Raw genomic sequence first — 26474 nt, forward strand, 5'->3', positions numbered from 1 at the left:
TTTATCATTATTTACATTTTATCTGCCGGGTGCTATGATCTACATGTCTGTTATGGTAGAAAAAATGTCATATCTGGTAAAAGAAGGGAGGATTTCTCATTGCTGCAGATCCCAAAGGAACTTTTCGTCACCAGATCCGTCCACAGAACGCTGGGACTGGATCCCAACAACTCTATCCTAAGCTGTGGATTTATCCACCACACCCGCCATCTCCCCCAGAACGAAAATCTGGTTTTTAAATACTATGGCGCCCTTCTTCTCCTGAGCGGGGAGGGCACCTACATTGACAGAGACGGAAAAAGCACCCGGATCTATCCCGGATGCTTTATACAGCGTATTCCCTATGTCCGCCATTCCACCATCACAAAGGAGGATGGGAAATGGCTGGAGTTTTTTGTCTGTTTTGGGTATGAGACCTACCGGACCCTCACCCACATGGGGCTCCTCCAGGACCAGCCGGTTCTCTGCCCAGGTCTTAACCAGTCCCTTCTGGACCGGTGCCTTTTATTCTACGACCACCTGGAGCACTCCTCCCCGGAGCAGCTCCCCTACCTGCTTCTGGAGGCTCAGCAGCTTGTCTTCGGCATCTATGACATGCACAGGAAGCAGAGTCTCCACCCATCTGTGCGCAGTCTCCTGTACCAGGCAAGAGACCTCCTTGGAAGCGGACAGATCCCGGACGACAGCTGCCGGGGCACGGCTGAGTATCTGGGGCTTGGATATGAGAATTTCCGGAAGCTGTTCCGCCAGGAATTCCAGATCCCTCCCCACACCTACCTCATACAGAAGCGTCTGAACAACGCCAAGGAACTTCTCCTGCAGGACGATCTGTCCGTACAGGAGATCGCCGCACGGACAGGCTATCCGGACAGCTTCTCCTTCTCCAAGCAGTTCAAAAAGTACACCACCCTGACGCCCCGCCAGTTCCGGGCCCTGCACCAGGTGCCCGGGGCGGGCAAATAGCTTTGTCTTACAGCTTTTTCGACTTCTCTGTGGCTGCGTTGACGCACGCCATGACCGTTCCTCTCATGCCGCCTTTTTCCAGCATCTCGCAGCCTTCGATGGTGGTTCCTCCGGGGGAGGTGACCATATCTTTGAGCTGGCCCGGATGTATATCCATATCAAGGATCATCTTCGCCGTGCCAAGGCATGTCTGCGCTGCCAGGCGGTAGGCTGTAGCCCGGGGAAGTCCCTGCTTCACGCCGCCGTCAGCCATGGCTTCAATGAACATGGCCGCGTAGGCCGGACCGCCGCCGCTCAGGCCGCAAACTGCATCGATAAGTTTCTCCGGCACCTGTTCCACGACGCCGATGGAGCTAAAGAGCTCCTCCGCTGCAGTCATCTCGTCCGCAGTCAGGTCATTGTCAGAGCAGAGGGCGAAAGCCCCTTCAAATACCATGGCAGGCGCGTTTGGCATGGTACGCAGAATGCGCGGGCATCCTTTGATCATTCCCCGCAATCTCTCCGCCGTGACGCCTGCCACGATGGAGATGACTGCCTTGCCGTCCAGGGCATCCTGGCACTGAGCCAGCGTCTGCTCTGCATACTGAGGTTTCACTGCCAGCAGGATCAGGTCGCTGTTCCGGCACACATCCGCACAGTCTGCCCCAAGGCTCACGCCCCATCCCTCTGCCTTCTCCATCGCTGCGGGGCTGACATCGTAGACCATGGCATTTTCTTTTGCCAGCACCCCGCTCTTAAGAGCGCCGTGGAGGATGGCTCCTCCCATGTTTCCGCATCCGATCCATCCGATTTTCTTTGTGATCATAGTATCATTCCCTCCTGATTCTTTTTTGTCCTTTTTTCAAAATAATTTTTTTCGGTATTCCTTTCCATCCACAGCTTCGTTCCCTCCGCCATGCACCGGGCCGCGTACAGCATGCCCTTCTGGCCGATACTCATCCCTGCCTGCCGGGCTGCTGCCCAGTGGTGGAGGGGCGTTCCCCTGCACATGGTGGCAGCGCTGAGGGTGATGAGGGGAACCGTGTGGCTCACTTCCGCAGCGTCTGTCCCGATGGAGATTGGCACCGGCTCGTCCTCTAAAGGCTCCAGCCCGCGGAAGTACTCTCCGCCATTGTCCAGCCCCGCCTCCCGGCTGATACGGCCAGCAAACTCCAGTTCCTCTTCTGTGTACACCGGCGTGGGGACCTTAGTCATGGCCTCATAATACAGTTCTGTCAGTCCCCGGTCGATCTTCATCTCTCTGCAGCTTGCCACCAGCTCGATCTCCACCGTGGTCCCTGTCATAAGAGCCGCTCCCCTGGCACAGTCATCCACCCGCCGGGATGCATCCTCCGTCCTTGCCCGCAAGCTGGAGCGGATAAAATAATTGGTCTTCGCCAGATCCGGGACTACATTGGCCGGCTGTCCGTTGTCTCTGTAGGCATAGTGCATCCGCACATCTGTGGGCACATGCTCCCGCAGATAGTTGACGCCCACATTCATAAGCTCCGCCGCATCCAGGGCGCTCCTGCCATCCTCCGGGGACCGGGAAGCGTGGGCGCTTACCCCGTGAAATGTGTAGTTCTTGATGTCCTGGGCCTGCCAGATGTCATTGCTGACCCGGTTTCTGTCAAAGGGATGCCATGTCACCGCAATATCCAGATCGTCAAAAACCCCAGCCTGATTCATAACGATCTTTCCGGACATGATCTCCTCTGCCGGGCATCCGTATACCCGCAGCGTCCCCGGCGCGCCTGTCTTTTCCATATCCGCCTTCAGGGCGCAGGCTGCCGCTGCAGCCCCGGCGCCAAGCAGGTTGTGTCCGCAGGCATGCCCCAGCTCCGGCAGGGCATCATACTCTGCCAGGAACCCGATGCGCGGCCTCCCTTCTCCCCAGACAGCGGTAAACGCAGTGTCTATCCCCGCTGTCTTCTTCTCCACCTGGAAACCATTTTTCTCCAAAAAGGCGGCCAGGCAGGCGCTGGAAAGCTCTTCTTTGTAGGCGGTCTCCGGGTGCTGGAAAATATAGTCCGCAGTCCGGATCACATCTTCCCGGTGATCCGCCAGCCAGGCTGCGATCCGATTCTCCTTCTTTATATGGTCCATGTCCCTCTCCTTTCTCTTCTACAACTCACTCCTGACTCACTTCTTTTCTCATTTTTTGAGCGGGCCCTCCGGAAACGCTCCCTCCGGGTAGATCTCCTCCTGCGGGACTCGCTCCAGCACGTCCAGATACTCCCTGCCGAACATGCCGGCAAACTCTGCCAGCGCCATGTCCACAGCCTTCTGTCCGTCTTCGCCCAGATCCTGAATGAGCGTGCGGCTGATGGCAGCCTTTATGTGGGCCGTGTGGAACGTAAAATCTTTCATACAGGAAGTGCCCAGCTCCCTCTTCTTGGCCGCCAGAGCCTCATTTTCCACCGGCGTCAGGGCACACCCCCAGTCAAACTCACAGCGCTGCCCGCCCCAGCTCATGGGTTCTGTCATCTGAGTACAGACATAGGTGTCCTGATAGCCCTGGTACACCGCATTGTCCACATTGACACAGTAGAGTTTCCCGTACTCCGTAAGGCCATGCTTCTTCCATGCGTCACACCAGGCGCATTTTGAGATGTACGTCCGAAGGGCAGGCTGGATGCCGATCTGTCCGAATTCCATCTGTCCGTCGTAATCCGGCTTCCACTCCCCGTAGGCCTGGTTCGTCAACGTGTTTATCTCATCTCCCCGCTGGCGGGCGTTCCAGGCCATCCGGCGTCCGCGCTCCTTCCCGTAGATGGTCATGCCTTTAAGGATGGACTCTCTCCCCCTTTCCCCGCACAGTTCCACCCCATGTTTGGCCATAAGGGCAAACAGCACTGCGTGGTGTTCAATACAGCAGCATACCGTTTCTTTTGACATTTCTTCTTCTCCTTTCCTCTTACCTTTTTCAGTCCGTGTACTAAAAATCCCCTGTCTCCAGCTGGAGAATATAAAAAGCCACCATGATTCTGACCCTGTTCTCATTGCTCAGTATATCATATCCCAGCACTTCTTTGATCTTGTTCAGCTTGTAAGTCAGGGTATTTTTGTGACAGTACAGCGCTTCCGCTGTGCAGACTGTGCTGCAGTCGTTTTCAAAATAGGCTTTCAGGATTTTTACATATTCTGTCCTGTGCTCCCTGTCATACTCCATCAGCTTTCCCAGCACTTCCCGGACAAAATCCGGATAGATGGCTGTCTCTTTCACATCTGTGAGGATCTTGTAGATCCCCAGCTCATCGTAGGCCAGAAAGTTCCTGGGGATGGTCGTCTTTGTCAGCTGGTAGGCGGTGTAAGCATTCTCGTAGGACCGGTGGATATCTTTCATGCGGCCCACTGTGGTGCCGGCTCCGATATAGAGGTTGGGGTCTTCCCCGGACAGCCTTCGGAACTGATCCCGGAGCCATTCTCCCCGGTAGCCCGCTGCCAGGATGATCAGCTTTCCCTCCTCCTCGTAAAAGATGGTCTTTTCCATGGAAAAATGCAGTTTTCTCTGAATGTCCTCCAGCAGGCGGTTTCCTCGCTCCGTATCATAGGCGTGACAGCTCATGATGATGACTGTGTAGGAGAGATCCCTGGGGAATCCGTTCCGCTCCAGATGGTTCATATAGAGCTCTTCATTTTCCGGATAAAAGATAGCATTTTTCATAGCTGTGACCAGGTTGGTCTCCCTCTGCTCGTTCTTCAGCAGGATCTCGGAAAATTTCCTCATAATGTCAATGTACGGGGTCTTCCAGGAAGCCGAAAAGAGAGGCAGTTTTCTCTCATTGCACCAGTCGATGATCTCTCCTGGAAATTCTTTCCCTTCCCGGACTGCGATGATCACCCCTCCGGCTCCCGCTCTGTCCATGGTCTCCAAAAATTCTTTCAGCCACTCTTCTGATTTATAATTCAGTCCAGAGTTAAAGACCAGCTCGTCTCCGTGGAGAAACTGGGCAAGCTCGCTGCCCTCCACCGTGTGGATCCAGCTGATCTTCCTGTCATAGCAGGAAGCCGTGTGAAGTTTTACTTCGTATTCCGGGCGTATCTCCCTGTACAAATATTGCAATTCAACTGCCATAGATAAACTCTCCTTTGTATATAAGGATATCATTTTTGTGCTCGGATCACAATTATTTTCCAAATATATGTATCAAAAAAATATATTCAAAGAATTCCCCCTGTGCTATATTGTACTCGGAATACAAAATATATAAAAATAGCCCCGAATTTGTATTTCCATCACGATTTCCAATTTCCAGATTATAAAAAGAAACAGCGTGCGATCTGCACGCTGTTTCTTTTATACATATACATATCTTATACCAGCAGGCCTGCAGCAATGACCGCTGACGTCATGACCAGGATCACCAGATAAGCGGTTCTGTCCTTTGATGTGTAGACCAGCTCCCTGTATCTGGTACGGCTTCCTGCATCTGTATATCCCCTGGCCTCCATGGCCATGGCAAGGTCGGCAGACCTGCGGATGGCAGATACGAACAGAGGCACTACGAGGGGCATAACTTTTCCCATTCTCTTAACCACATTTCCGCTGTGAAAATCCACTCCCCGTGAAGCCTGGGCATCCATAATAATATTGACTTCCTCAATAAACACAGGAATGAAGCGAAATGCAATGGACACCATCATGGCCATTTCATGGACCGGTACTTTTATTTTTTCCAGAAAGCCAAGACTTTTTTCCAGCCCCGCCGCCATCTGCGTCGGCGTGGTCGTGTAGGCCAGAAGCGAGGCCATAAGAACCATCAAAACGATCCTGGACACAAGCCGGACTGCCTTCAGAAGCCCTTCCTGAGACACAGTAAAAATCCCTATAGAGAAAAGCGCTCTCCCATCTGTAATCAGACTCTGGAAAACAAAGGTGAAGAGCAAAAGAAGAGCAAATCCTCTCAGCCCTTTCAGGATATAACTCCACGGTATAGCGGCAAGTCTGTAAAGGATCAGAAGATAGACCAGGCAGGGAATGTACACGATTGGATTTTCCACAAAAAACAGGGCTATAATATAGAGCAGTGTGCCTGCCAGCTTTGTGCGGCAGTCCATCTGGTGAATGACAGAGGCTTTATTATAATATTTGCCTATTGTGATATCTCTAAGCATTTGTTCCACCTCTCCTGTCTGTTACTGCGTTAAAAATCTCTTCCGCCGCTTTCTCCTCATCGCAGACAAGCCTTTCAACGGGGATACCCTTCTGCTGCATTTTCCACAGAGTTTCCATGATCTGGGGCATTTCCAGGCCCGCTCCATCCAGCAGCTCCTTTTGCGAAAAGACATCCTCCGGACTTCCGTCCATACATACAGTCCCGTCCAGAAACACGACAACCCGGTCCGCGTATTCGGAAATCTCCTCCATGGAGTGAGAGACGAGGATTATAGTTGTGCCATTTCCCTGCATTTCCCTGAGAAGTGCAAAGAGCTGCCTTTTTGAATAGGGATCGAGTCCTGCCGTCGGCTCGTCCAGCACCAGTACCTCCGGCCCCATAGCCAGGACGCCGGCAATGGCTACACGGCGCATCTGCCCTCCGGACAGCTCATAGGGTGAGGAGGAAAAAAGCTCCTCTCCAATCCCCACTTTCTCCAGGGCTTTTCTGGCCATGTCCTCTGCCTGGCTCTTGTCGGCCCCCATATTTTGGGGACCAAAAGCCACATCGTCCAAAACGGTTCTGGAAAAGAGCTGATGCTCCGGATACTGAAAGACAAGTCCAACTTTCTGCCGGAGTTTCCCCAGAGGATATTTTTTGGCATAGATGGGTTGTCCCCGGTATTTTATATCTCCCGAGTCAGCCCGGAGAAGTCCGTTTAAGTGTCTGACAAATGTGCTTTTGCCGGATCCGGACCGCCCTGCCAGAGCGAGGAACTCGCCCTCCTCAATAGAAAGAGTGACGTCCCGGAGAGCATGTACTGCCTCCTCGCCGGATGACGGATATGTGTAGTTCAGCTTTTCAATTTCCATCAACATATCTGTTCACCTCTGTATATCCTCTCCATCTGCTCTGCCAGATCTTCCGGCTCCATAACCGGAAGACGGACAGGCAGGCCCTTTTTTCTGAGGGAATATGCCAGCCTTGTTACCGGAGGAAGCTCCATACGATACTTCTCTAAGAGTTCCGGCTCCCTGAAAAGTTCTTCCGGGGTGCCGCTCTCTGCCACAATCCCGTGATCCATGACAAAAATTTTATCCGCATGGGCTACTTCATCCATGAAATGGGTGATCAGGATGATCGTAATTCCCTGCTTTTCGTTCAGTTCCCGCGCGATCCCGATGACTTCTCTGCGTGCCTTTGGGTCCAGCATGGCTGTGGCCTCATCCAGCACAAGACATTCAGGGGAGACCGCCACCGCCCCTGCAATCGCCGTCTTCTGTTTCTGACCGCCAGAAAGGCTGCCCGGATTGGCCTGACGCTTGTCGGTCATCCGGACAGCCTCCAGGCTCCGGTCAATCCTGTCCTGCATTTGTTCCCGCGGGATCTGCATATTCTCAAGTCCAAAGGAGATATCTTCTTCCACTGTTGCGCCTATGATCTGGTTATCAGGGTTTTGAAATACCATACACACGGTCCTGCGGATCTGTCCCAGATTCTTATGGTCACTGGTAGGAAGCTCATTGATCCACACAGTGCCCTCAGCCGGAAACAGAAGCCCGTTAAAATGTTTTGCCAATGTTGATTTCCCCGATCCATTGTGCCCGATGATGGCAATAAATTCCCCCTTATCAATCTCCATATCCACATGGTCCAGCGCTTTAACAGAAATCGTATCTTCTTCAGTTTTTCCATACTTTAAATAGGAGTGGACAAGATTTGATACTTTTATCATTTTTATTTTTCTTTCTTAAAATTCTGCATAATGGACATTGGAAGCCACTTCACAATCGCCCAGGCAATGACAAGAGTTCCCACCTTATCGATCAGGTTGGATGCTATATTCCTCAGGAAGGAAGCAGCAAAGATAGACTGTCCGCTCTGCACCAGCCCCATAACAAGGACATCGGAGAAAGATCCGTTCAGTCCGCCGTACACAAAGATGCCGATAGGTGTACCGATAACCGGGCATACCACACTAAGTACAAGACCAAGAATGATAGCCACCGGCAGGGTAAATTTAAATTTCTTTACAGTAAATCCAACGATCAGCGCCACTGCAATGCTGACGAGACAGAACGGGATATCTGTAACGCTGTACATAAGTCCTGTAATGATATTTGTGAGGGCTCCTACTACAGCTCCCGGAAGCGGACCTACAAGAGCTGCCACCAGGACTGTTCCCAGTGTGTCCAGGTAAAGCGGAATTCCAAGGGCACTTGTGACAATTCCAAGGACAATATTGACTGCGATAGCGATACCGCAGAAGGCTGTTACGTATACTTTCCTATTTGTTTTCATGATACTCATTCCTTTCCATTTTCTCCGCCGCACAGATATGCGACTGTTTCCTGCATCGTAAATATCGGAAGCTGAATATTTCTTTCCCTGAGCATTCTGCTGATCTCTTCCATAAAGACACCCATCTCCTGCTCCATCGTCAGTCTCTTCACTTTCTTCTGAACTTTGTCAAGATCAGACAGCTCTCCTCCCCAGTCCCCTCTGCAGGTGAGGCTTCTGCCACAGCTGGGGCTTCCTTCCACCGAGACAATACCAATAAGCTGAAATTTCTTCGGGTTTCCGGCATATTCTTCGATCTGCATCAGTACAGGCTCAAACAATTTCCGGCATGTATCCCGGTAAAATGGATGTGCAAACTGGTCTTTTACATGCCCCCATCTTCTGGATCCATACATGACAAACTCCGGACATGGCAGCTGGATAACCTGCACATCCTGTCTGACGATCTCTTCCAGAAGTCTGGCACGGAGTTCATACTCCTCCTTCAGTTCACTTTCATCCTGCTCCACCTTGGCTGCTTTGTTCAAAATACAATGTGAAACAAATATGATTTTCTGCATAGCTTCCATCCTTTCGATTCCTACAAAATCATAGCATTGGAGATACGTTTCTACAAATCGTTTTTATCTATACAGTTATAGACACACTCTATATGCTGTCATGCCAAAAGGATCGTCTTCTATTTTTGAATAAAGAAATTCTTAAGTTTTCAGACTTTGCTTGACCTGCTTTCCACCTCATATTATGATGGAAACAATTAGCAACTTTTAAAGAAAGATTTTACTGACAAAGGATAAACATCATGGAGTACACATTTACACAACTTTTCTGGCTGTTCCTCATCTATTCCTTTATCGGCTGGATCATCGAGGCCGCCGTGGGAACGATCAAAAAAAGAAGCTTTATCAACCGCGGATTTTCAACAGGCCCCTTCTGTCTCGTATACGGAGCCGGGGCCATCCTTATGACCGTGACTCTGACGGAGCTGCTGGACAACTTTTTTCTTCTGTTTGTCAGCTGCGCCATACAGGCCACCATTGTAGAGTGGATCACAGGAAAGACGCTGGAACGGCTGAACCATCATAAATGGTGGGATTATTCAGATAAAAAATGGAACTTTGACGGATATATCTGCTTCCAGTATACAGTCCTCTGGGGCATATTGGGCGTCATCTGCCTGAAAGGCGGCAATCCCCTCTTTATGACTCTGTACAGGCAGATACCGGAGCCTGTCACTTCCATCCTTGTCTGGGTATTGATGGGATACGTGCTCCTGGACGCGCTGGTGTCCCTGGCTGCGGCGCTGCACCTTCGCACCTCCAGCACAGAGCAATCGCGGCTCGTCCTGATCCGCTTTGCAGAGCACCGTATGGCAAAAGCCTACCCTGTGATCCAGGAAAAGACCGAAGAGATCCTCCGGGAGGGAAAATTTGCCGAGGGCTGCGGATTTTACAAGCTCTTCTGGCTCTTTCTCATCGGCTCACTGCTGGGCGACATCACGGAGACCATCTTCTGCCGGCTCACTGCCGGAGAATGGATGTTCCGAAGCAGTCTCGTGTGGGGTCCTTTCAGCGTTGTCTGGGGTTTTGCTATCGTACTTGCCACGGCCCTTCTCTACAAGGACCGGGATAAACCGGACCGCCACATTTTTCTCATCGGCACCTTTCTCGGGGGCGCCTACGAGTATACATGCAGCGTCCTGTCAGAGCTGGTGTTCGGCCAGGTTTTCTGGGACTACAGTGAGATTCCCTTCAATCTGGGCGGCCGCGTCAATCTGCTCTACTGCTTTTTCTGGGGCATTGCTGCCGTCGTGTGGATCAAAGGGCTCTACCCTCACTTCGCAGCCTGGATCGAGAAGATCCCAAAAGCCGCCGGGTACATAGCCACCTGGATCCTGGTGGCCTTCATGGCTGCCAATATCCTTGTCTCCGCCGCAGCGCTCATACGCTACGGCGTACGGGACGGCGGCCCTGCCGCCACTTCCGGCTGGGAGCGCATCATAGACACCCACTTTGACGACACAAAAATGAAGCAGCTCTATCCAAATTCCAAGATGAGATAACAGCAGGTCATAACTCTGCAAATATCTCATGGAATGCGCGTTCTGCATACTGCTTCACTTTCTCTTCCAGCTCTCTGTACCGTCTTACCAGAGAAAGACTCTCTTCCGTGACGGAGCAGCTCCCACCGCTCTTTCCGCCGTGATGGCGGCGGATAAGGGCGCATCCCAGCTGCTCTTCTGCTCTGCCTATGATCTTCCAGCCCTTGCTGTAAGACATGCCCATCCGGCCACAGGCCTCTTTCATGGATCCGGTCTCCCCCACAAGTTCCAGCAGTTCAGCAACGCCCGGTCCCAGGACCGGCTCATCCGTGTTGATCTGCAGTTTTACCCGCAAATGGAAGCCTTTCTCTTCTTTCTCGTTTTCATTTCCATTCATTTCTTCTCTTTCCAAGGGAATTCCTCCTGTCAGCCTTTTTTCTTACAGATATTATTACTCCAGAAGCAGGATCTTTGACGGATCCACAGTCACTTCACCGGGAATCTGGTTCTGGCTCCGGTCGCTCTTCATCCAGATGCCCGCCCCGGGATCTTCCCGGTTCTGAAAGATCAGCGTCCACTCAAAGGGGGAGGACACCTGCTCCACAGGAAGCACCCGGATCCGGTTGGGGACGTTCTCGCCCGCTGCCGCCGGCAGGATGTCGTGGGCCCTGATCCCCACGTGGGTGGCCGCATCCGGCACCTTTATCTCTGTGTGCAGCAGGACCTTCCAGTCCTTTGCGTACACCTGAAAATCCCCTGTCTTCTGTATGCTGGAAATATTCTTGCATCCGGTAAGCCTGGCCGCAGCCACTTTCCGGGGCTGGTCAAAGAGCTCCTTTGTCTGTCCGCAGACTACATTTCTCCCTTTTTCCATGATCATGGTATGGCTGCACAGCCGGTAGATCTCATCCCGGTCGTGGCTGACGAGAACCATGCACCCGTCAAACTCACGAATCATCCGGGCCAGCTCCATCTGCATCTCCTCCCTGAGATAGCTGTCCATGGCAGAAAACGGCTCATCCAGTAGAATACACCTGGCATCCGACGCAAAGATCCGGGCCAGGGCGGTCCGCTGCTGCTGCCCTCCCGAGATCCGCGCAGGATACTGGTTCTCCAGCCCCTCCAGACGGAACTGGCGGACCAGCTCTCTCATCCGCTCCTTCCGGGCCTCTCTGCCTGGCCGCCCCTTAAGGAGCCCGGCTTCAATGTTCTCCGCCACCGTCATGTTGGGAAACAGAGCATAATTCTGGAACAGATACCCCACCTGTCTTTTCCGGGGCGGAACATCGATCTTCCGGGCGCTGTCAAAAAGAACCTGTCCGTCTCTGCGGATCTGTCCCTGATCCGGCTTCACAAGCCCTGCCACAGCCTTCAACGTCATGCTCTTCCCGCAGCCGGAAGCCCCCAGTATGCCCAGACATCCTCCCTCCACCTCAAAGCGGACATCCAGATCAAAGCTTTTCAGTTTTTTTGAAACATCTGCCTCCAGCATCCTCAACGGTTCTCCTTCCGGCTAAATCTCTGAAACACATACGTTGCATAGCCCATCCCGGTGACAACAATAAAGGAGATGAGCACCAGGATCAGCACATACCTGCCTGCCGACTCCATATTCCCCGCTGACACATCCGAGTAGACAGCCAGGGGAAGGGTCCTCGTCTGACCCGCAATATTTCCGGCGATCATGGCCGTGGCGCCAAACTCTCCCAGCCCCCTGGCAAAAGCCAGGATACCGCCGGACAAAAGTCCCTGTATGGCGCCGGGCATGAGGATCTTTCGGAAAATCTGCCACTCCGACATGCCAAGAGTCCTCCCTGCATCCAGCAGATCACGGTCCACCTGCTCAAACGCCCCCCGGGCTGACCGGTACATCAAAGGGAAGGAGATGGCTACTGCGGCCAGCACGGTGGCGCCCCAGGAAAAGGCGATCTTCACACCGAAATACTCCAGGAAAAAGGCGCCCACCGGCCTTCTGACACCGAAAATATAGAGAAGGAAAAATCCCGCCACTGTGGGGGGCAGAACAAGCGGGAGGGTCAGGATGGCATCCCACAGTATCTTCAGCCTCTCATGGCGCATCCGGAAAATGAAAAATGCCGCCGCTGTTCCCAGAAAAAATGTAATGACAATGGAGACTGACGCTGTCTTTGCCGATATCCAAACAGGCGAAAGATCCATCTGTCCCCCCTCCTTTCACTGATCTTTTTCCTATTCACTGACTGCGTGGCTGGTAAATCCATAGGCTTCAAACACAGCCATCGCCTCGTCACTCTGCAGGAAATCAAGAAATGCCTGTGCTTCCTCCTGGTGTGCAGAAGCGGACACAAGTCCTACCGGGTAGATAGCCGGCTCTGCCAGGCTTCCCTCCGGCGCCTGGGCGATCACCTTTACATTGTCTGTGGTAGCCGCGTCTGTGGCATAGACGATCCCCGCCTGGGCACTTCCTTCTGCTACCCAGTTCAGCACTTCTGTCACATTGATCCCAAGACTGGATTTTGCCAGCACTTCGTCCCAGATTCCCAGGCTGGTGAGGGCCTCCTGGGCGTACTGTCCTGCCGGAACACTGGCCGGATCACCGATGGCAATGGTATCTGCTTTTGTAATGTCCGTAAACTCCGCAAGTCCCAGCTCATTTTCCGCAGATGTGATGAGCACGATCTGGTTTTCCAGAAGATCTGTCACGCTCTCCCCGTCAACAAAGCCTTCCTCCGTCAGGGCATCCATCTGCTGGGTGGCCGCTGGCATGAACACGTCTGCCTCCAGTCCCTCCTCGATCTGAGTCTGCAGCTTTCCTGAGCTGTCATACGTTCCCTTTACAGTCACCTCCGGATTTTCTTCCTCAAACATGGGGATCAGCTCCTCCTCATAGGCGTACTCCAGGCTGGCTGCCGCTGCCACAAGGATCTCTGTCTCCTCCCCTTCTGTTTCTGATGTGTTCTCTTCTGCTGTCTGGTCCGCGCTGTCCTCCTGGGAAGACGAGCACCCTGTCACTCCCGCTGCCAGCAGGCATACACTCATAGATACTGCCAGCAGACGACTGATCTTGTTTCTTTTCATTTTCATATACCTCCCTGTCTGTATGTTTCATCCTGTCACTTTCATGTGAGACACTCTCAGTATATAGCAAGTTATTTTCAAAAACAACTTGAAAACAGAAATAGTATCATGACTAAAGGCAGTTCTCCCCCTATAAAAAGAGCCCGCACTGGCTGCTGTGCGGGCCCGATAAATCTTCTATGCTATTTTGTCCAGGTCTGCTTTCTTCGCCTATGCAGTACTGCGAACAGAATTCCTGTCAAGGACAGAGCCGACAACGCAGACCATATGAACGGATGGACAGGATCTCCTGTCTTCACTGATGTCTGCGCGCCCTTATCTGAAGTCGATCCGTTTGTCATCTGACCGTCCTTATCCGGTGTCTGCGGAACTGTCTTTTCCGTGACTGTCACTTTGATCGTCTTCTCAGAGCTCACGCCCTGGCTGTCCGTCACCCTGTAGGTCACTTCATATATGCCTGCCTTTGAAGTGTCTACAGTATTATAAATCACTTCAATCCTGTCCGTAAGATCGCCGTCCTCTGCTCAGATCCCCCATCTTCTCTCCCAGATTTCTTCTAAATCTTCCTTTCGATCTATATCGCGCAGCTCTGTATCCCTGGACTCCACGATTTCCACCTGATCCGGATGCCGGGCCATCACTGCCCGCCCCCCCACATCGCCTTCCAGCTCCATGAGTTCCGGAAAATACTTCCCCGGCCACAGCACCGGGTTTCCGCTCCTCCCCTCGTGGCCGGCACAGATGATCTTCTCCCGCTTGACTGCTGCCCGATTCCAGATCTTCTGTATGGTGGCAGCTCGAAGGCCGGGCTGGTCGCAGACACAGAACAGGATGCCCTCCACCTCCGGTTTCTTCTCCCGCATAGCTTTAAGGCCCAGCTTCAGAGACCAGGAAATGCCCCTGTCCGGCTCCCGGTTCTCCACCAGCGTCACTCCCGCCTCCAGAGCCGCCTGTGCAATCCTCTCATTGCCTGTGACGATCATCTTCTCCACGCCGGGAAAAGAGCGGGCCAGATCCAGCGTATACTGATAGACCGGCCTGCCGTGGATCTGGCTGGACAGCTTGTCCCCGCCAAATCGTTCCCCCCGGCCTGCTGCCAGGATGACAAGACCGTATTTTCCCTTTATCCTCCCGTACAGCTCCACTGCCTCCAGAGCCGCTCCCCCGATAGCCAAAGCCTTGTCGGAGATGGTATAGCAGTGGGCAGTCTCACACCGGGCATCAATATCTCCGATCTTCATGCCCTTTTTCACCTCTGCTCCCTCCTGGAGCATGCCCCGCACAATACCGGACATGGCCGCATAGACAGGCACGCCCCCTGTGTAGGCCACGATCTGCCCCTTCTCCACCTGACTGCCGATGGACACTGTAGGCTCGATCCGTCCCTCCTCTGCAGCCCGCAGAAGCCGCTCTATAGTGTAGCCGCCCACATTGCCGGGCACACCTGTGTTGGGAATAGCTGTCCCCTCCCAGATCAGTCTGCCCAGGGTGTGTCCCCTCTTTGTCTCGATGACACAGTGGCAGTCCTTCCCCGCTGTAAATCCCGGTCCTGCCCCGATGACAAAAGGCGCATCCGTGATCTTTGTCCCCGTATTTTTCTTGGCGATAATGGCGTCGATGAGTACGTCCGGGCAGAAGGTCTCCCGCACATCGGCTCTCTCATCCACCATGACGGGGATGTCTCCCCGGGTCAGGATCTGACGGGCCTCCTCCAGATCTCCTGCAAGGACAGCCTCCATATCCTCCACCCTTGCGTGCCCCTCGTAGACAGCTCTGGAAAAAGCCACGGTCCTTCTCACAGTCAGTGGCTCTTTTATCTCCGTCATAAGAATTTCATGTCCGCAGCGGTACAGTCTGGCCGCAATGCCGGTGGCCAGATCTCCCGCTCCCCTGATCAGTATCTTCATTCTCTCCTGTCTCCATTCTCCTTCTCTTCGTCAGCAGATCAGCACCTGCTCCCCTGTCAGCAGACCGATCCGCTCCGCCGCCTCCAGCCGTCCCGGGCGGTCCGCCTGGGTAAGCACCACGGTGAAAGGCCATGCGTCCCGGACACTCTTTCTTCCTCCCAGGGGATGTTCGGCCAGCCGGGCAATGTCCGCCTCTTCCACCAGGCTCTCTTTCCTGCGGCCCAAAAGAGCCGCCGCCCGCTCCGGGCGGAAGCAGATCTCTTCCAGGCTGCGCCCCAGGGCGCTCATGCCGTACACATACACCACATGGGTCGTCTCCTCCGGGAAAACCGGCTCCGCCTCCCCGGGTACCTTCACAGGCAGGCGCCGGGAACCGTCCGCCTCTATGAGAACCGGAAATGGCAGATCCAGGATGTCCTGCATCCACTCCTTCCCCGGGGCTTTCATCTTCCCATTCCTGTCCTTTTTTCCCAGGAAGACTACCCCTTCTCTCTCAAGGATCTCCCTCATCTTCGCCGGGGAGGGTTCCAGCAGAAAACGGGGATCATCCTCCGCATACATGCGGGTGGTGGTAGTCACCACAGCCGGGATTCCCCTCTCTTTGTACTCCGATGCAAGCCGCTTCAGCAGTGTGGTCTTCCCGCCGGCTCCCGCCGCGCAGACCCGCACGTCCCGCCGTTCTCCCAGATCCAGCGCCTCAAGCAGGGAAAAACATGCCCTGTAGGTTCCTCCTTCTTTCTTTAAGATCAACTTCCTGTCACCTCCAGCATGACCTGAATGCGTCCTCCGCAGACCATGCCCTCCTCTTCCGCCTCCCGGGCCGTCATATCCACCACCGTGACCAGGAATCGGGGACTCTCCGGGATCCGCATCATCTGAAAAGCCTTCTGCATGACAGCGCTCTCCGCACAGCCCCCGCCGATGGTGCCAAGGGTAGTCCCGTCCTCCCGGATCAGCATCTTGGTCCCCACGCTCCTCGGGGCAGAGCCCTGCCTGGAAATGATAGTGGCAAGAACAGCCCGCCCGGTCTTTTCGCCGCTTCCATAACCCTCCAGGATGGCATCCAGCAGCTCTTCCGAATACCCTTCTGTCCGCTCTGCCTCATTTTTTACCTGGATGATCTGGGCAAATATGGAGACGGCGATCTCCTCCGGTGTCTCCGCACCGATAGCCAGGCCAATGGGCGCGTGGAGGCGCCGGATCTCCTCCTCGGCAATACCAAGCTCCCTCATCCGCTCCCGGACCATGGCAGTTCTTCGCCTGCTGCCCATCATCCCCACATAGGCGCAGGCAGTCCCGCTCTCTTTCTCCCGGGACAGAACACCGTACAGACAATCCTCATCGTACCGGTGCCCTCTCGTCACGATCACCGCATAGGTATCCGGCTCCAGTTCCACCTGCTCCAGCCCCTGGGAGAAAGGTTCACAGATCACCCGGTCCGCTCCGGCTCTCCTGGCCTGGTCCGCAAATTTGGGGCGGTCCTCCAGCACAGTCACAGAGAACTGGAGCATTTTTCCGATCCGTATAATGGGCATGGACACATGGCCGGCGCCAAAGACGAGGAGCTTTGGGCTTCGCCCCAGCCGCTCCATGAACACCTGTGGCTCCGTATAACTGTCTGCAAACACCCTGACCTTTTCCTCTCCCTCCAGAAGAAATTTCTCTCCGGCCTCCGCTCCCTCCAGAATGGTCGCAGCTGTCAGATCGGTGGCCCCGGCTGCCTGCCTCTCTTTTAATATCTGATAGAATTCTTTTCCCTTCATTTCTTATCCCGTCCTGCTTTTATTCTTTTTCATCTTAGTATGTCTTCCTCTCAAAATCAAGGCTTTCCTTGCAAGGCACATCTTGAACTTTACGCGCTTCCATGCTATATTTTTATATAGAAAAGGGAAACCGAAAGCGGCGTACCCCAATAGAATTCTTACTACCCTAACGGGCAGCCGTCACTATTGCAGTAGTGGCGGCTATTTCTTTTCCCTGAAAATCTGATAACACAGACTGACAAGGGCAACAATGAAAATGAGCAACTGGATCAAGTCCGAGTATGTAACATTCATTGGCATCCCCTCCTTTCTTGTAAATGGAGGGTTGCCCCTCCAACTAATCAGAGGGTAAGCCGCCCGGCTTCGGTTTCCCCGCTTAAATGGTAACATAATAATACCAGACAAGCAATCATTATCTGTTTTTCGCTATCTAATTCCTACTTCCCAAACCCACAGTTGGGGAATGTGCACACCGGGCAGGACAGGCACAGTCCGCCCTCTCCCATTCCCGTGAAATCTTCCAGGCACAGCCGCTCTCCCGCCGCGATCCTTGGAAGGAGCAGATCAAAGATGGTCCGCTTTGCGTACATGACACAGCCGGGAAGTCCAAGCACCGGGATGTCGCCGCCTTCCGCCCGCTTTTTATATCCCATCATGAACATAGCTCCGGGAAGGACAGGCGCCCCGTAGGTGATCACCTCATCCGATGCGCTCCGGATGGCAAGAGGCGTCCGGTCATCCGGGTCCACGCTCATACCCCCTGTGCACACCACCAGATCCATGCCTTTTTCGATCCATTCATTTATAGCATCCTCAACCATGGAGGCGTCGTCGCTGCAGAGGATATTGCCCGGCACTTCCATGCCATACTCCAGGAGCTTCTCCTTCACCACAGGGGTGAACTGGTCCTTGATCCTGCCGTGGTAGACCTCGCTTCCCGTGGTCACGATGCCGGCCTTCATCTTCCGGAAGGGAAGAAGGGAGAAAATGCTCTCCTGCCCGCCGATCTCCTTCACCCGGTCCATCTTCTCCTCCTCTATGACAAGTGGCACCACCCGCATGCCGGCGATCTTGTCGCCCTTTTTCACAGGAAAATTCCCGTGGCGGGACGCGATGACGATCTGCCCAAGGCCGTTAATACGGTCCAACTTCTCTTTGTCTACCTTCAAAAGTCCGTCTGTATCTGCCGTCAGCTCGATCTTCCCCTCTTTTACCTCCGAAGGGCTCATATGCTCTCCCTGGCAGACCTGCCGCAGAACTTCAGCTCCCTCATTCTCGTGGAGCATCCCTTCTTTCGTCTCCCACACGTACAAATTCTCTTTTCCCACAGACAGAAGGACCGGTATGTCCTCTTCCCGGACAATATGCCCTTTGCGGAACACCGGGCCTTTTACCTTGCCCGGAATGATCTGTGTAATATCGTGGCAGAGAACTGTCCCCGCCGCATCCTCCGTCCGTATCAGCTTCATTCCTTTTTCTAATCCCATGTCTTCAGCCTCTTTCCTGTCTGTTCTGCCTGCTGCGCAGCTCTGTGCTTTTCATTGCGTATCTCACCGCTCTTTCCGCCCGTCTTGTGTACCAGGTAGACTTCTGTGATCTCCATGCTCTTATCCAGCGCCTTGCACATGTCATAGATCGTGAGAAGGGCGGTGCTCACGCCGGTGAGGGCCTCCATCTCCACCCCGGTCTTGCCGGTAACCTTCACTGTGCAGGTGCAGCGGACCGCACATTCCTCCTCATCCATGTCGAAGTGGATACGGCACCCGGTGATGGGCAGGATGTGGCACATGGGGATCAGCTCAAAGGTCCTCTTGGCCCCCATGATCCCGGCTGTCTGCGCCACTGCCAGCACGTCTCCCTTGCCCACAGTGCCTGCCTTTATAGCGTCAAAGACCTGCCGGTTCACGAGGATCTTCCCCGTGGCCTCTGCCTGTCTTTCTGTGTCTTTTTTCTCTGTCACATCCACCATGACAGCCCGTCCGCTCTCCTCAAAATGGCTCAGCTCCATCGTCTGTCCTCCTCCCAGGTCATTGCCCTTTACAAGAATTTCAAAAATCACGAAGTCCCGCCCGGGACCCCGGTATCCTCATTATATAGGCAGGCAGGAAAAATAACAAGTTTTCATGTTCGCCCCTCTTCCTTTATGCTATACTTGATACAGAATGGAAACCCGCCCTCTGTGCAGGGCGGTCACAAAAAGGAGGAACAATCATCATGCTCGAGACACTTCTTGGCCTACCGGGATTTATCTACCAGGCAGGCGGAACATATTATTTTCTTGGAAAATGGATCTGCAAAGAATGCACCGATGTGGACGCCACAGACTGTGTGGCCATGTACCAGATGTGCCGGGACGCAAAAGAAGAGAAGGAGGCCTTCCTCTACTTCCAGAAGATCCGCGCCTACAGCGACTTTGCCCTGGAAATCCCCTATGACCCGGAGAAGATCCGCACGGGCATCCAGTCTCTTCTTGACAGCCTCTCTCCCGAGGCGGCTGCGAGTCTGGAAAAACAGATCCGGCAGGTGCAGGAGGATATGCAGTAAGCAAAATTTCTCACTTGACATTTATTTTGGAAATGCTATATTAGAAAGTACTTATACGACTGACGGAAGTGGAATGGACCACATGAAGTATAGGGAATGATAAGAGCCGACCGTCTGGGCATAAAATGTATGCCCGGACGGTCTTTTTTTGTGTCTTCCAGGCCGGCAGGTGCAGGACAGATCCCGGGCAGTGTATGAAGGAGGATGACCATATGATGCAGAAAACACAGTGGAATGGTTTTGAGGGAAGGCTCTGGAGGGAAGAGATCAATGTCCGGGACTTCATCCAGCACAACTACGCGCCCTACGAGGGGGACGCCTCTTTCCTGGAGGGTCCGGCTGACTCCACCCGCCTTCTCTGGAACGAGCTGCAAAAGCTCCAGAAAGAGGAGCGGGCGAAAGGCGGCGTCCTGGACATGGACACGGATATCGTCTCCACCATCACCTCCCACGGGCCCGGCTATATAAGCCAGGCCCTGAAGGACCAGGAAAAGGTGGTGGGACTGCAGACAGACAAGCCCCTGAAGCGGGCCTTCATGCCCTTTGGCGGCATCCGCATGGCGGAGGAGGCCTGCACCACCTACGGCTACACCCCTGACCCTGTGCTCCACAAATTTTTCAGCGAGTACCACACGACCCACAACCAGGGCGTGTTCGACACCTACACCCCGGAGATCAAGAAGGCCCGCCACAGCAAGATCATCACCGGCCTGCCGGACACCTACGGCAGAGGCCGCATTGTGGGGGACTACCGCCGGGTAGCCCTCTACGGCATCGACCTTCTGATCCAGGCCAAAAAGGAGGATTTCGACCACTGCGGCTACGGCTCCATGCGAGATGACATCATCCGCCAGAGGGAGGAATTGGCCAAACAGATCCGGGCACTGGGACAGATGAAGGAGATGGCGGCCTCCTACGGCTTTGACATTTCCCGGCCCGCCGAAAACGCCCGGGAGGCAGTGCAGTGGCTCTACTTCGGCTACCTGGCGGCCATCAAGACCCAGAACGGGGCTGCCATGAGCGTGGGGCGCATCTCCACCTTCCTGGACATCTACATCCAGAGGGATCTTGCCGCAGGCATACTGACAGAACGTGAGGCCCAGGAGCTCATCGACCACCTGGCCATGAAGCTGCGCATGGTGAAATTCGCCCGCATCCCCTCTTACAACCAGCTCTTCTCCGGGGATCCCGTATGGGCGACCCTGGAGGTGGCGGGCATGGGGCAGGACGGCCGCTCCATGGTGACAAAGACCGACTACCGCTTCCTCCACACACTGGAAAATATGGGGCCCTCTCCCGAGCCTAACCTGACGGTCCTCTACTCCACCCGTCTTCCGGAGAACTTCAAGGCCTACGCTGCCCGCATTTCCATAGATACCAGTTCTATCCAGTATGAAAATGACGATGTGATGCGGCCCATCTGGGGAGACGACTACTCCATCTGCTGCTGCGTGTCTGCCACCCAGACCGGGAAGGAGATGCAGTTCTTCGGTGCCAGGGCCAATCTGGCAAAATGTCTCCTCTACGCCATCAACGGCGGTGTGGACGAGCGCACCAAGGAGCAGGTGGGACCGGAAAACAGGCCCATCACATCCGAGTATCTGGACTACGATGAGGTGATGCACCGCTTTGATTCCATGATGGGATGGCTGGCAGGGCTCTACGTAAATGCCCTGAATCTGATCCAGTACATGCACGACAAGTACTACTATGAGTCCGCCCTCATGGCCCTCATCGACACCGACGTGCGCCGCACCTTTGCCACGGGCATCGCCGGCTTCTCCCATGTGGTGGACTCCTTAAGCGCCATCAAATACGCCAAAGTCCGGACCATCCGGGATGAGGACGGCATCGTGACGGACTACGAGACGATCGGGGATTTCCCCAGATACGGAAATGACGATGACCGCGCGGACGACATTGCGGTCTGGCTCTTAAAAACCTTTATGCAGAAGATCCGCCAGCACCACACCTACCGGGATTCCGAGCCGACTACCTCCATCCTCACCATCACTTCCAACGTGGTGTACGGCAAAGCCACCGGCTCCCTGCCTGACGGGCGCAAAGCAGGAGAACCCCTCTCTCCCGGAGCCAATCCCAGCTACGGAGCAGAAAAGAGCGGGCTTCTGGCCTCCCTCAACTCCCTGGCCAAGCTCCCCTACGAGTGGGCCCTGGACGGCATCTCCAACACCCAGACCATCCACCCCGACGCTCTGGGACACTCCCAGGAAGAGCGGGTGCGCAATCTCACCTCCATCCTGGACGGCTATTTCTTCCAGGGCGCCCACCATCTCAACGTCAATGTATTCGGCGTGGAGAAGCTCATTGACGCCATGGAGCATCCCGAGAAGGAGGAGTACGCCAACTTCACCATCCGGGTGTCCGGCTATGCGGTGAAATTCATCAGCCTGACAAGAGAACAGCAGCTGGACGTGATCGCCCGGACCTGCCACAAGACCATGTAACACGCCTATCGCTCACCTATCAAACAGGAGGAACTTGCAGATGGAACACCTGTCAGAACATTTGTCACAGCCGGGCAGCGTCAAAGGCCAGATCAGGGGCCTTGTCCACTCCACGGAAAGCTTCGGCTCCGTGGACGGACCGGGCATCCGGTTTCTCATCTTCCTGCAGGGCTGTCCCCTGCGGTGCCGCTTCTGCCACAACCCGGACACCTGGGCGCTGACCTCCGGCCAGGCTCTCAGGGTGAGCGCTGACCAGCTTCTCGCCCAGGCTCTCCGCTACCGTCCCTACTGGGGCAAAGGCGGCGGCATCACGGTCAGCGGCGGGGAGCCCCTGCTCCAGATAGATTTCCTGGTGGAGTTTTTCAGGAAGGCAAAGGAGGCCGGCGTCCACACTGCCCTCGACACCTCCGGCGCCCCCTTTACCCGGGAAGAGCCCTTTTACAGCAGGTTTCTGGAGCTGATGAAGTACGTGGACCTTGTGCTCCTGGATCTGAAGATGATGGACCCGGCGGGACATCTTGGGCTGACCGGCCGGGGAAATGACAACATCCTGGACATGGCCCGCCTCCTTGATGAGCTGGGCGTGCCGGTCTGGATACGCCACGTCCTTGTCCCCGGCCTCACAGATAAAGAGACGGACCTGCGTGAAATGGATGCCTTTATCCGCTCCCTCGCCAATGTGGAGCGGGTGGAGGTGCTTCCCTACCACACGCTGGGAGTCTACAAGTGGAAGGAACTGGGCATCCCCTACTCTCTGGAAGATGTCCTTCCCCCTTCTGCTGAAGAAATGGAAAAGGCAGGACGCCTTCTGCATGCTGATCGCTAGCAGAGGGCGCCCTGCCTCTTTTTATCTTCTTATATTTGAATTCCGTACTTTTCCCATGCCTTTCCTGTGCTTTTCCCCTACTCTCCTTAATGTCCACACCCGTGGTGCCCTTCTCCGTGTCCTCCGCACCCGTGATGTCCCTCGCCATGTCCTTTACAGTCATGGTGTCCTTCCCCGTGTCCGTGGTGGTCGCAGTTGGCCTCTGCGTTAGGCGAGAGCTTTCCTGCCAGCAGCTCCTCCACCGCCTGGTCCGCATCCCCTGACACTCCGGCGTAAAGCTGTATACCTGCGGCAGTCAGCGCCTGTACGGCGCCTCCGCCGATTCCTCCACAGATGATCACATCCGCACCCAGAGCAGAGAGCACGCCTGCCAGGGCTCCGTGTCCCTGTCCGTCCGTATCCGCCACCTCCGAGGCGATGACCTTCCCCTCCTCCACATCGTAAATCTTAAACTGCTCCGTGTGTCCGAAATGCTGGAACACCTGTCCGTTTTCATATGTAACTGCTATCCTCATGATCCTGTCTCCCTTCGGTTTTTCATATTTCCGGCTGATGGCGTATTTGTAGCATCCGCCGCAGGCCCCGCAGTCCCCGTCTCCCCGGCAGAGCTGGTAATCCCCTCCGCCGATGGAGAGAGTCAGCCCCTCCACCAGTGCCCTCGCCAGCTTTTTTCTGGCGGAGGCGTAGACAAGCTGGACCGCGGTGCGGGAAATCTCCATCTGCTTTCCGCACTGCTCCTGGGAATATCCCTCGCCGTCGATGAGACGGATCGTCTCGTACTCGTCCACAGTCATGTTCACGGTCTCTTTCTTCCTGCCCCCTGCCGGAGCAAATACAAGAGTCCGGGGATACTCACACACCCGTCTGCATTTTCTGGGTCTTGGCATTTTTCATCTCCTCCTGTCGCATTTCTCTCTCCCTTTTCTGGTGACTGTCACCTTCTCTTCTGTAAAGTATAGTCTTATTTCGGGTATATGTCAATAACTTTTCTGTCATATGCCCGAAATAGAGGCATGCGACTATTGCATGGCCCTATTAATACCAGAAAAACCGGAAGGCTACGGCAGCGCCTTGCGGTAGTAATCCGTCTCAATGATCAGTTCTCCCAGCCGCAGACGGCAGTCCGCCAGGTACTTTTTATTTTCCACATACACATTCTTTTCTTCCTCTGTCATCTCCACATCCGGTGCAGGCTGAAACTCCTCTGTATATCTGCTGTAAGTCCCCTGGTCCGTGATCCAGGATCTGGAGAAAAAGACCGCCATCCCTTCCTGGTCAGACAGCACATCAATGCCCGCCAGCATCCGGGAGTCATATTCTGCGCCCAGAAGATTGAGAAGGGTGGGGAGTATATCCACCTGGGAGCAGACTTTCTCCACCTCCACAGGTTCCTCCATGCCGGCTGACCATAGGATCCAGGTATTCTTGTACACATCCAGGCTCACATTTTCCTCGTCCAGCGTCTCCACCGAGTCAGAACCGAAATCCCGCCCTGCCAGTTCTTCCAGGATATCCAGATCCGAGTAGGGCACATGATCCGGCGCCATTGCGATCAGTGTGTGGTCCGCGATCCCTGCCTCTTCCAGTTTGCTGACCAGATCGGTAAGTCCTTTCTCCAGCTCCAGCCCTGCCGCAAGGTAGGCTTTTGTCTTGTCCGAGTAGGGAAGAGAGGCCACCTGGTCCCAGTTTCGCCTGGACATCTCATTGCTGTCATACCCGTAGGGAAGATGCATGCTGATAGTCAGATAGTAGATGTTAAATGGTTCTTTATCCACATAGTCCTCAAACGTCTGCTGTACCATGTAGTCGTCCGACTGGGGCCAGTATTCGCGGCCGCCCTCGTCGGTCTCCTTTGTCACCGGACGTGCGCAGGCATCTGCCTGCCGCCATTCATATCCGAGATTGGGGTGGGACAGTTCCCGCCCGTACATATTCTGGTTAAAATGATATCCGATGGAAGTATAGCCCTCCCCGTTCAGCACATTTGCCAGTGTAAACGGCAGGTATGTAGACTGCTTTCCACTCTCTGTCAGGCTGACCGGAAATCCTGCCCTCGGGTAAAGTCCTGTCAGATCCTGAAATTCTCCGCCCGACGTGCTTGTAAAATGAAGCGGAGAATAAAAGTTTTTAAACACAAATCCCTCTGTGGACATTTTGTAGAGGGTGGGCGTAAGCTCCGGGTCGATCATATAGCCGCTGAAGCCCTCCGCTGTGATAAAGATCACATTGTACCCCTCAAACATGCCCGTATACTCGTTCTGCTGTGCCGGCTGCACACTTCCGAAATATTCACTGAGCCATCTCTCTTCATCGCTGGACGCCGCTGCTGCCAGCCCTTCAAAATCAATATCCATCTGATTGTAATCATACACCGGCTCCTCCGGTTCCTGCTGCCCTTCCGCCGCCTCCTCCACCTGGGGCATCGTCTCCCCGGGAGTTCCGAATATACTGTGGCGGACATCCTGCAACAGCATGGTCCCAAGGCCAAGCTGTTCCACCTGGTCGTCTGTGTAAAGGTCTGTCCGAGCCAGATAGGCAGGGTTGATATCCCCCTTCCAGGGCAGAAGAAAGACCGCCGCCAGACAGGCAGCACCAAAAACACATGCAGCCACGAATGCCAGGACCGCCTGTTTCCATTCTGTCCGTTTCTCTTTTTTCACGTCGCTGTCTGCCTGTCCATCGATGTCAGCCTCTCCGGGATCTTTCTTCGTCTCCCTTGTCGCCAGGAAATATGCGCCCAGAGGCAGCACCACCATAAGAAGGATACCCGGGATGTTCTCCGCCAGGGCTCCCCACACAGCCGCACTGTAGTCTCCCAGGTGATTGCCGGCGGCGGTCTCCAGCCCTCCTATGATCTGATAATACTGCTGGAGGATCACTTTACAGATGCACTCCGCCATATAGACCACTGTCATCAGAAGCGTGATGACGGCTCCCACAGCCCGCCGGACCTTCCTGGGCAAAAGTAAGACCACAGCCGTGGCAAGAAGTCCCCAAGCCGCCGCAGCGCACAAAAATACAGGAGCATACCGCATATCCAGCCCCATATACAGATGGAACACAAGTTCCAGATAAACAGCCAGCGCTGCCAGTACAAATATTCTCTTTCTCATTCCCTCATCATCCGTATCTTTTGTATTTGAGAATATTATACACCCTGGCGCACCTGTCTGGCCAACAAAAAGCGACACAATAAAAAACCAGAACGCGTCTCTTACGACTCATTCTGGTTCATCTATTATGTACCCTCAAAACCACATACAAGAAATTCTCTATCTTCCATCTCTTCCCGAACCTTTATGGTTATGCCCTCGACCGATTAGTAACAGTCAGCTCCATGTGTTACCACACTTCCACCTCTGCCCTATCTACCTCGTCGTCTTCAAGGGGTCTTACTACTTTCGTAGGGATATCTCATCTTGAGGGGGGCTTCACGCTTAGATGCCTTCAGCGTTTATCCCTTCCCGGCTTGGCTACTCTGCCATGACCTTGGTAAGTCAACAGATACACCAGCGGCCAGTCCATCCCG

25 protein-coding genes, 1 rRNA gene, 1 pseudogene and 1 riboswitch are annotated in these 26474 nt (G+C 54.4%); of the genes and pseudogenes, 5 read left to right on the plus strand and 22 right to left on the minus strand.

What is annotated here, in order from left to right:
- The first annotated feature begins 99 nt into the window (after window positions 1-99).
- Window positions 100-963, plus strand: a complete 864-nt coding sequence (locus INF30_RS07835; protein WP_226394816.1) for a helix-turn-helix transcriptional regulator — start codon at window positions 100-102, stop codon at window positions 961-963.
- A gap of 7 nt (window positions 964-970) precedes the next feature.
- Here INF30_RS07835 and proC read toward each other — a convergent pair whose 3' ends face one another.
- From proC to INF30_RS07880, 9 genes are all read right to left on the minus strand, one after another.
- Complete coding sequence (proC, locus tag INF30_RS07840) at window positions 971-1768, minus strand: pyrroline-5-carboxylate reductase (RefSeq protein ID WP_226394817.1); 798 nt, start codon at window positions 1766-1768, stop codon at window positions 971-973.
- Complete coding sequence (locus INF30_RS07845) at window positions 1765-3048, minus strand: amidohydrolase (RefSeq protein WP_226394818.1); 1284 nt, start codon at window positions 3046-3048, stop codon at window positions 1765-1767. Before INF30_RS07845 ends, proC begins: the two co-directional genes overlap by 4 nt.
- A gap of 48 nt (window positions 3049-3096) precedes the next feature.
- Entirely contained in the window at window positions 3097-3840 is a 744-nt protein-coding gene (locus INF30_RS07850) for an L-2-amino-thiazoline-4-carboxylic acid hydrolase (protein ID WP_226394819.1), read from the minus strand.
- 40 nt (window positions 3841-3880) lie between these two features.
- Window positions 3881-5020, minus strand: a complete 1140-nt coding sequence (locus INF30_RS07855; protein ID WP_226394820.1) for a PucR family transcriptional regulator — start codon at window positions 5018-5020, stop codon at window positions 3881-3883.
- Between the two features lie 239 nt (window positions 5021-5259).
- Window positions 5260-6060: an energy-coupling factor transporter transmembrane component T family protein gene (locus INF30_RS07860; RefSeq protein ID WP_226394821.1), complete on the minus strand. Its 801-nt coding sequence runs from the start codon at window positions 6058-6060 to the stop codon at window positions 5260-5262.
- Window positions 6053-6919 (minus strand): energy-coupling factor transporter ATPase, encoded by an 867-nt coding sequence (locus INF30_RS07865; RefSeq protein WP_226394822.1) that lies wholly within the window; start codon window positions 6917-6919, stop codon window positions 6053-6055. Before INF30_RS07865 ends, INF30_RS07860 begins: the two co-directional genes overlap by 8 nt.
- A complete protein-coding gene (locus INF30_RS07870) occupies window positions 6913-7776 on the minus strand; it encodes an energy-coupling factor transporter ATPase (protein WP_226394823.1) in 864 nt (287 codons plus the stop codon). Before INF30_RS07870 ends, INF30_RS07865 begins: the two co-directional genes overlap by 7 nt.
- Window positions 7777-7778: 2 nt before the next feature.
- On the minus strand, window positions 7779-8342 hold the full coding sequence (locus INF30_RS07875) for a CD3073 family putative ECF transporter S component (protein ID WP_076781015.1): 564 nt from the start codon (window positions 8340-8342) through the stop codon (window positions 7779-7781).
- A 5-nt stretch (window positions 8343-8347) separates the two neighbouring features.
- The gene (locus tag INF30_RS07880; protein ID WP_076781017.1) at window positions 8348-8902 is read right to left on the minus strand and encodes a CD3072 family TudS-related putative desulfidase; all 555 of its coding nucleotides are present in this window, start codon (window positions 8900-8902) and stop codon (window positions 8348-8350) included.
- 242 nt (window positions 8903-9144) lie between these two features.
- Between INF30_RS07880 and INF30_RS07885 the strand changes: the two genes are divergently transcribed.
- Window positions 9145-10404: a putative ABC transporter permease gene (locus INF30_RS07885; RefSeq protein WP_226394824.1), complete on the plus strand. Its 1260-nt coding sequence runs from the start codon at window positions 9145-9147 to the stop codon at window positions 10402-10404.
- A gap of 7 nt (window positions 10405-10411) precedes the next feature.
- On the opposite strand, the gene INF30_RS07890 is transcribed toward INF30_RS07885, so the two are convergent.
- The 10 genes and pseudogenes from INF30_RS07890 to moaC all read right to left on the minus strand — a co-directional run bounded on the left by INF30_RS07890 (window position 10412) and on the right by moaC (window position 19118).
- Window positions 10412-10795 (minus strand): winged helix-turn-helix domain-containing protein, encoded by a 384-nt coding sequence (locus tag INF30_RS07890; RefSeq protein WP_226394825.1) that lies wholly within the window; start codon window positions 10793-10795, stop codon window positions 10412-10414.
- A 39-nt stretch (window positions 10796-10834) separates the two neighbouring features.
- Window positions 10835-11875, minus strand: a complete 1041-nt coding sequence (locus INF30_RS07895; protein ID WP_226394826.1) for a sulfate/molybdate ABC transporter ATP-binding protein — start codon at window positions 11873-11875, stop codon at window positions 10835-10837.
- A gap of 2 nt (window positions 11876-11877) precedes the next feature.
- Window positions 11878-12561: a molybdate ABC transporter permease subunit gene (gene modB, locus INF30_RS07900; protein ID WP_226394827.1), complete on the minus strand. Its 684-nt coding sequence runs from the start codon at window positions 12559-12561 to the stop codon at window positions 11878-11880.
- 30 nt (window positions 12562-12591) lie between these two features.
- A complete protein-coding gene (gene modA / locus INF30_RS07905) occupies window positions 12592-13425 on the minus strand; it encodes a molybdate ABC transporter substrate-binding protein (protein WP_408639751.1) in 834 nt (277 codons plus the stop codon).
- 197 nt (window positions 13426-13622) lie between these two features.
- Window positions 13623-13949: pseudogene (locus INF30_RS07910) on the minus strand (immunoglobulin-like domain-containing protein); the annotation flags it as partial.
- A 15-nt stretch (window positions 13950-13964) separates the two neighbouring features.
- Entirely contained in the window at window positions 13965-15347 is a 1383-nt protein-coding gene (yqeB, locus tag INF30_RS07915) for a selenium-dependent molybdenum cofactor biosynthesis protein YqeB (RefSeq protein ID WP_076778985.1), read from the minus strand.
- A 30-nt stretch (window positions 15348-15377) separates the two neighbouring features.
- The gene (gene yqeC, locus INF30_RS07920) at window positions 15378-16097 is read right to left on the minus strand and encodes a selenium cofactor biosynthesis protein YqeC (RefSeq protein ID WP_226394829.1); all 720 of its coding nucleotides are present in this window, start codon (window positions 16095-16097) and stop codon (window positions 15378-15380) included.
- The gene (locus INF30_RS07925) at window positions 16094-17110 is read right to left on the minus strand and encodes an XdhC family protein (RefSeq protein WP_226394830.1); all 1017 of its coding nucleotides are present in this window, start codon (window positions 17108-17110) and stop codon (window positions 16094-16096) included. The genes yqeC and INF30_RS07925 overlap by 4 nt, the downstream gene beginning before the upstream one ends.
- 437 nt (window positions 17111-17547) lie before the next feature.
- Window positions 17548-18579, minus strand: a complete 1032-nt coding sequence (locus INF30_RS07930; protein WP_226394841.1) for a molybdopterin-binding protein — start codon at window positions 18577-18579, stop codon at window positions 17548-17550.
- Between the two features lie 8 nt (window positions 18580-18587).
- Window positions 18588-19118 carry a cyclic pyranopterin monophosphate synthase MoaC gene (gene moaC, locus INF30_RS07935; RefSeq protein ID WP_076778992.1) on the minus strand — a complete coding sequence of 177 codons (531 nt, stop codon included), beginning with the start codon at window positions 19116-19118 and terminating at the stop codon, window positions 18588-18590.
- Window positions 19119-19324: 206 nt separating this feature from the next.
- Here moaC and INF30_RS07940 point away from each other — a divergent pair, with 206 nt between their 5' ends.
- From INF30_RS07940 to pflA, 3 genes are all read left to right on the plus strand, one after another.
- On the plus strand, window positions 19325-19654 hold the full coding sequence (locus tag INF30_RS07940; RefSeq protein WP_226394831.1) for a hypothetical protein: 330 nt from the start codon (window positions 19325-19327) through the stop codon (window positions 19652-19654).
- A 45-nt stretch (window positions 19655-19699) separates the two neighbouring features.
- A riboswitch (ZMP/ZTP riboswitch) is annotated at window positions 19700-19781 on the plus strand.
- Window positions 19782-19866: 85 nt separating this feature from the next.
- Window positions 19867-22119 (plus strand): formate C-acetyltransferase, encoded by a 2253-nt coding sequence (gene pflB / locus INF30_RS07945; protein ID WP_226394832.1) that lies wholly within the window; start codon window positions 19867-19869, stop codon window positions 22117-22119.
- Window positions 22120-22159: 40 nt separating this feature from the next.
- Window positions 22160-22945 carry a pyruvate formate-lyase-activating protein gene (pflA, locus tag INF30_RS07950; RefSeq protein ID WP_226394833.1) on the plus strand — a complete coding sequence of 262 codons (786 nt, stop codon included), beginning with the start codon at window positions 22160-22162 and terminating at the stop codon, window positions 22943-22945.
- Between the two features lie 86 nt (window positions 22946-23031).
- Here pflA and INF30_RS07955 read toward each other — a convergent pair whose 3' ends face one another.
- From INF30_RS07955 to INF30_RS07965, 3 genes are all read right to left on the minus strand, one after another.
- Window positions 23032-23832: a NifB/NifX family molybdenum-iron cluster-binding protein gene (locus tag INF30_RS07955; RefSeq protein WP_076779000.1), complete on the minus strand. Its 801-nt coding sequence runs from the start codon at window positions 23830-23832 to the stop codon at window positions 23032-23034.
- Window positions 23833-24003: 171 nt separating this feature from the next.
- On the minus strand, window positions 24004-26058 hold the full coding sequence (locus INF30_RS07960) for an LTA synthase family protein (RefSeq protein WP_226394834.1): 2055 nt from the start codon (window positions 26056-26058) through the stop codon (window positions 24004-24006).
- 186 nt (window positions 26059-26244) lie between these two features.
- Window positions 26245-26474 (minus strand): 23S ribosomal RNA (locus INF30_RS07965); the annotation flags it as partial.

This window comes from Claveliimonas monacensis (assembly GCF_014982975.1).
Taxonomy (GTDB): domain Bacteria; phylum Bacillota; class Clostridia; order Lachnospirales; family Lachnospiraceae; genus Claveliimonas; species Claveliimonas monacensis.

Bases quoted from the DNA above. Each gene is read 5' to 3' on its own strand.
- proC (WP_226394817.1), bottom strand. From the start codon at position 1,768: ATGATCACAAAGAAAATCGGATGGATCGGATGCGGAAACATGGGAGGA.
- INF30_RS07845 (WP_226394818.1), bottom strand. From the start codon at position 3,048: ATGGACCATATAAAGAAGGAGAATCGGATCGCAGCCTGGCTGGCGGAT.
- INF30_RS07850 (WP_226394819.1), bottom strand. From the start codon at position 3,840: ATGTCAAAAGAAACGGTATGCTGCTGTATTGAACACCACGCAGTGCTG.
- INF30_RS07855 (WP_226394820.1), bottom strand. From the start codon at position 5,020: ATGGCAGTTGAATTGCAATATTTGTACAGGGAGATACGCCCGGAATAC.
- INF30_RS07860 (WP_226394821.1), bottom strand. From the start codon at position 6,060: ATGCTTAGAGATATCACAATAGGCAAATATTATAATAAAGCCTCTGTC.
- INF30_RS07865 (WP_226394822.1), bottom strand. From the start codon at position 6,919: ATGTTGATGGAAATTGAAAAGCTGAACTACACATATCCGTCATCCGGC.
- INF30_RS07870 (WP_226394823.1), bottom strand. From the start codon at position 7,776: ATGATAAAAGTATCAAATCTTGTCCACTCCTATTTAAAGTATGGAAAA.
- INF30_RS07875 (WP_076781015.1), bottom strand. From the start codon at position 8,342: ATGAAAACAAATAGGAAAGTATACGTAACAGCCTTCTGCGGTATCGCT.
- INF30_RS07880 (WP_076781017.1), bottom strand. From the start codon at position 8,902: ATGCAGAAAATCATATTTGTTTCACATTGTATTTTGAACAAAGCAGCC.
- INF30_RS07885 (WP_226394824.1), top strand. From the start codon at position 9,145: ATGGAGTACACATTTACACAACTTTTCTGGCTGTTCCTCATCTATTCC.
- INF30_RS07895 (WP_226394826.1), bottom strand. From the start codon at position 11,875: ATGCTGGAGGCAGATGTTTCAAAAAAACTGAAAAGCTTTGATCTGGAT.
- modB (WP_226394827.1), bottom strand. From the start codon at position 12,561: ATGGATCTTTCGCCTGTTTGGATATCGGCAAAGACAGCGTCAGTCTCC.
- yqeB (WP_076778985.1), bottom strand. From the start codon at position 15,347: ATGAAGATACTGATCAGGGGAGCGGGAGATCTGGCCACCGGCATTGCG.
- INF30_RS07925 (WP_226394830.1), bottom strand. From the start codon at position 17,110: ATGAAGGGAAAAGAATTCTATCAGATATTAAAAGAGAGGCAGGCAGCC.
- INF30_RS07930 (WP_226394841.1), bottom strand. From the start codon at position 18,579: ATGAAGCTGATACGGACGGAGGATGCGGCGGGGACAGTTCTCTGCCAC.
- moaC (WP_076778992.1), bottom strand. From the start codon at position 19,118: ATGGAGCTGAGCCATTTTGAGGAGAGCGGACGGGCTGTCATGGTGGAT.
- INF30_RS07940 (WP_226394831.1), top strand. From the start codon at position 19,325: ATGCTCGAGACACTTCTTGGCCTACCGGGATTTATCTACCAGGCAGGC.
- pflB (WP_226394832.1), top strand. From the start codon at position 19,867: ATGATGCAGAAAACACAGTGGAATGGTTTTGAGGGAAGGCTCTGGAGG.
- pflA (WP_226394833.1), top strand. From the start codon at position 22,160: ATGGAACACCTGTCAGAACATTTGTCACAGCCGGGCAGCGTCAAAGGC.
- INF30_RS07955 (WP_076779000.1), bottom strand. From the start codon at position 23,832: ATGCCAAGACCCAGAAAATGCAGACGGGTGTGTGAGTATCCCCGGACT.
- INF30_RS07960 (WP_226394834.1), bottom strand. From the start codon at position 26,058: ATGAGAAAGAGAATATTTGTACTGGCAGCGCTGGCTGTTTATCTGGAA.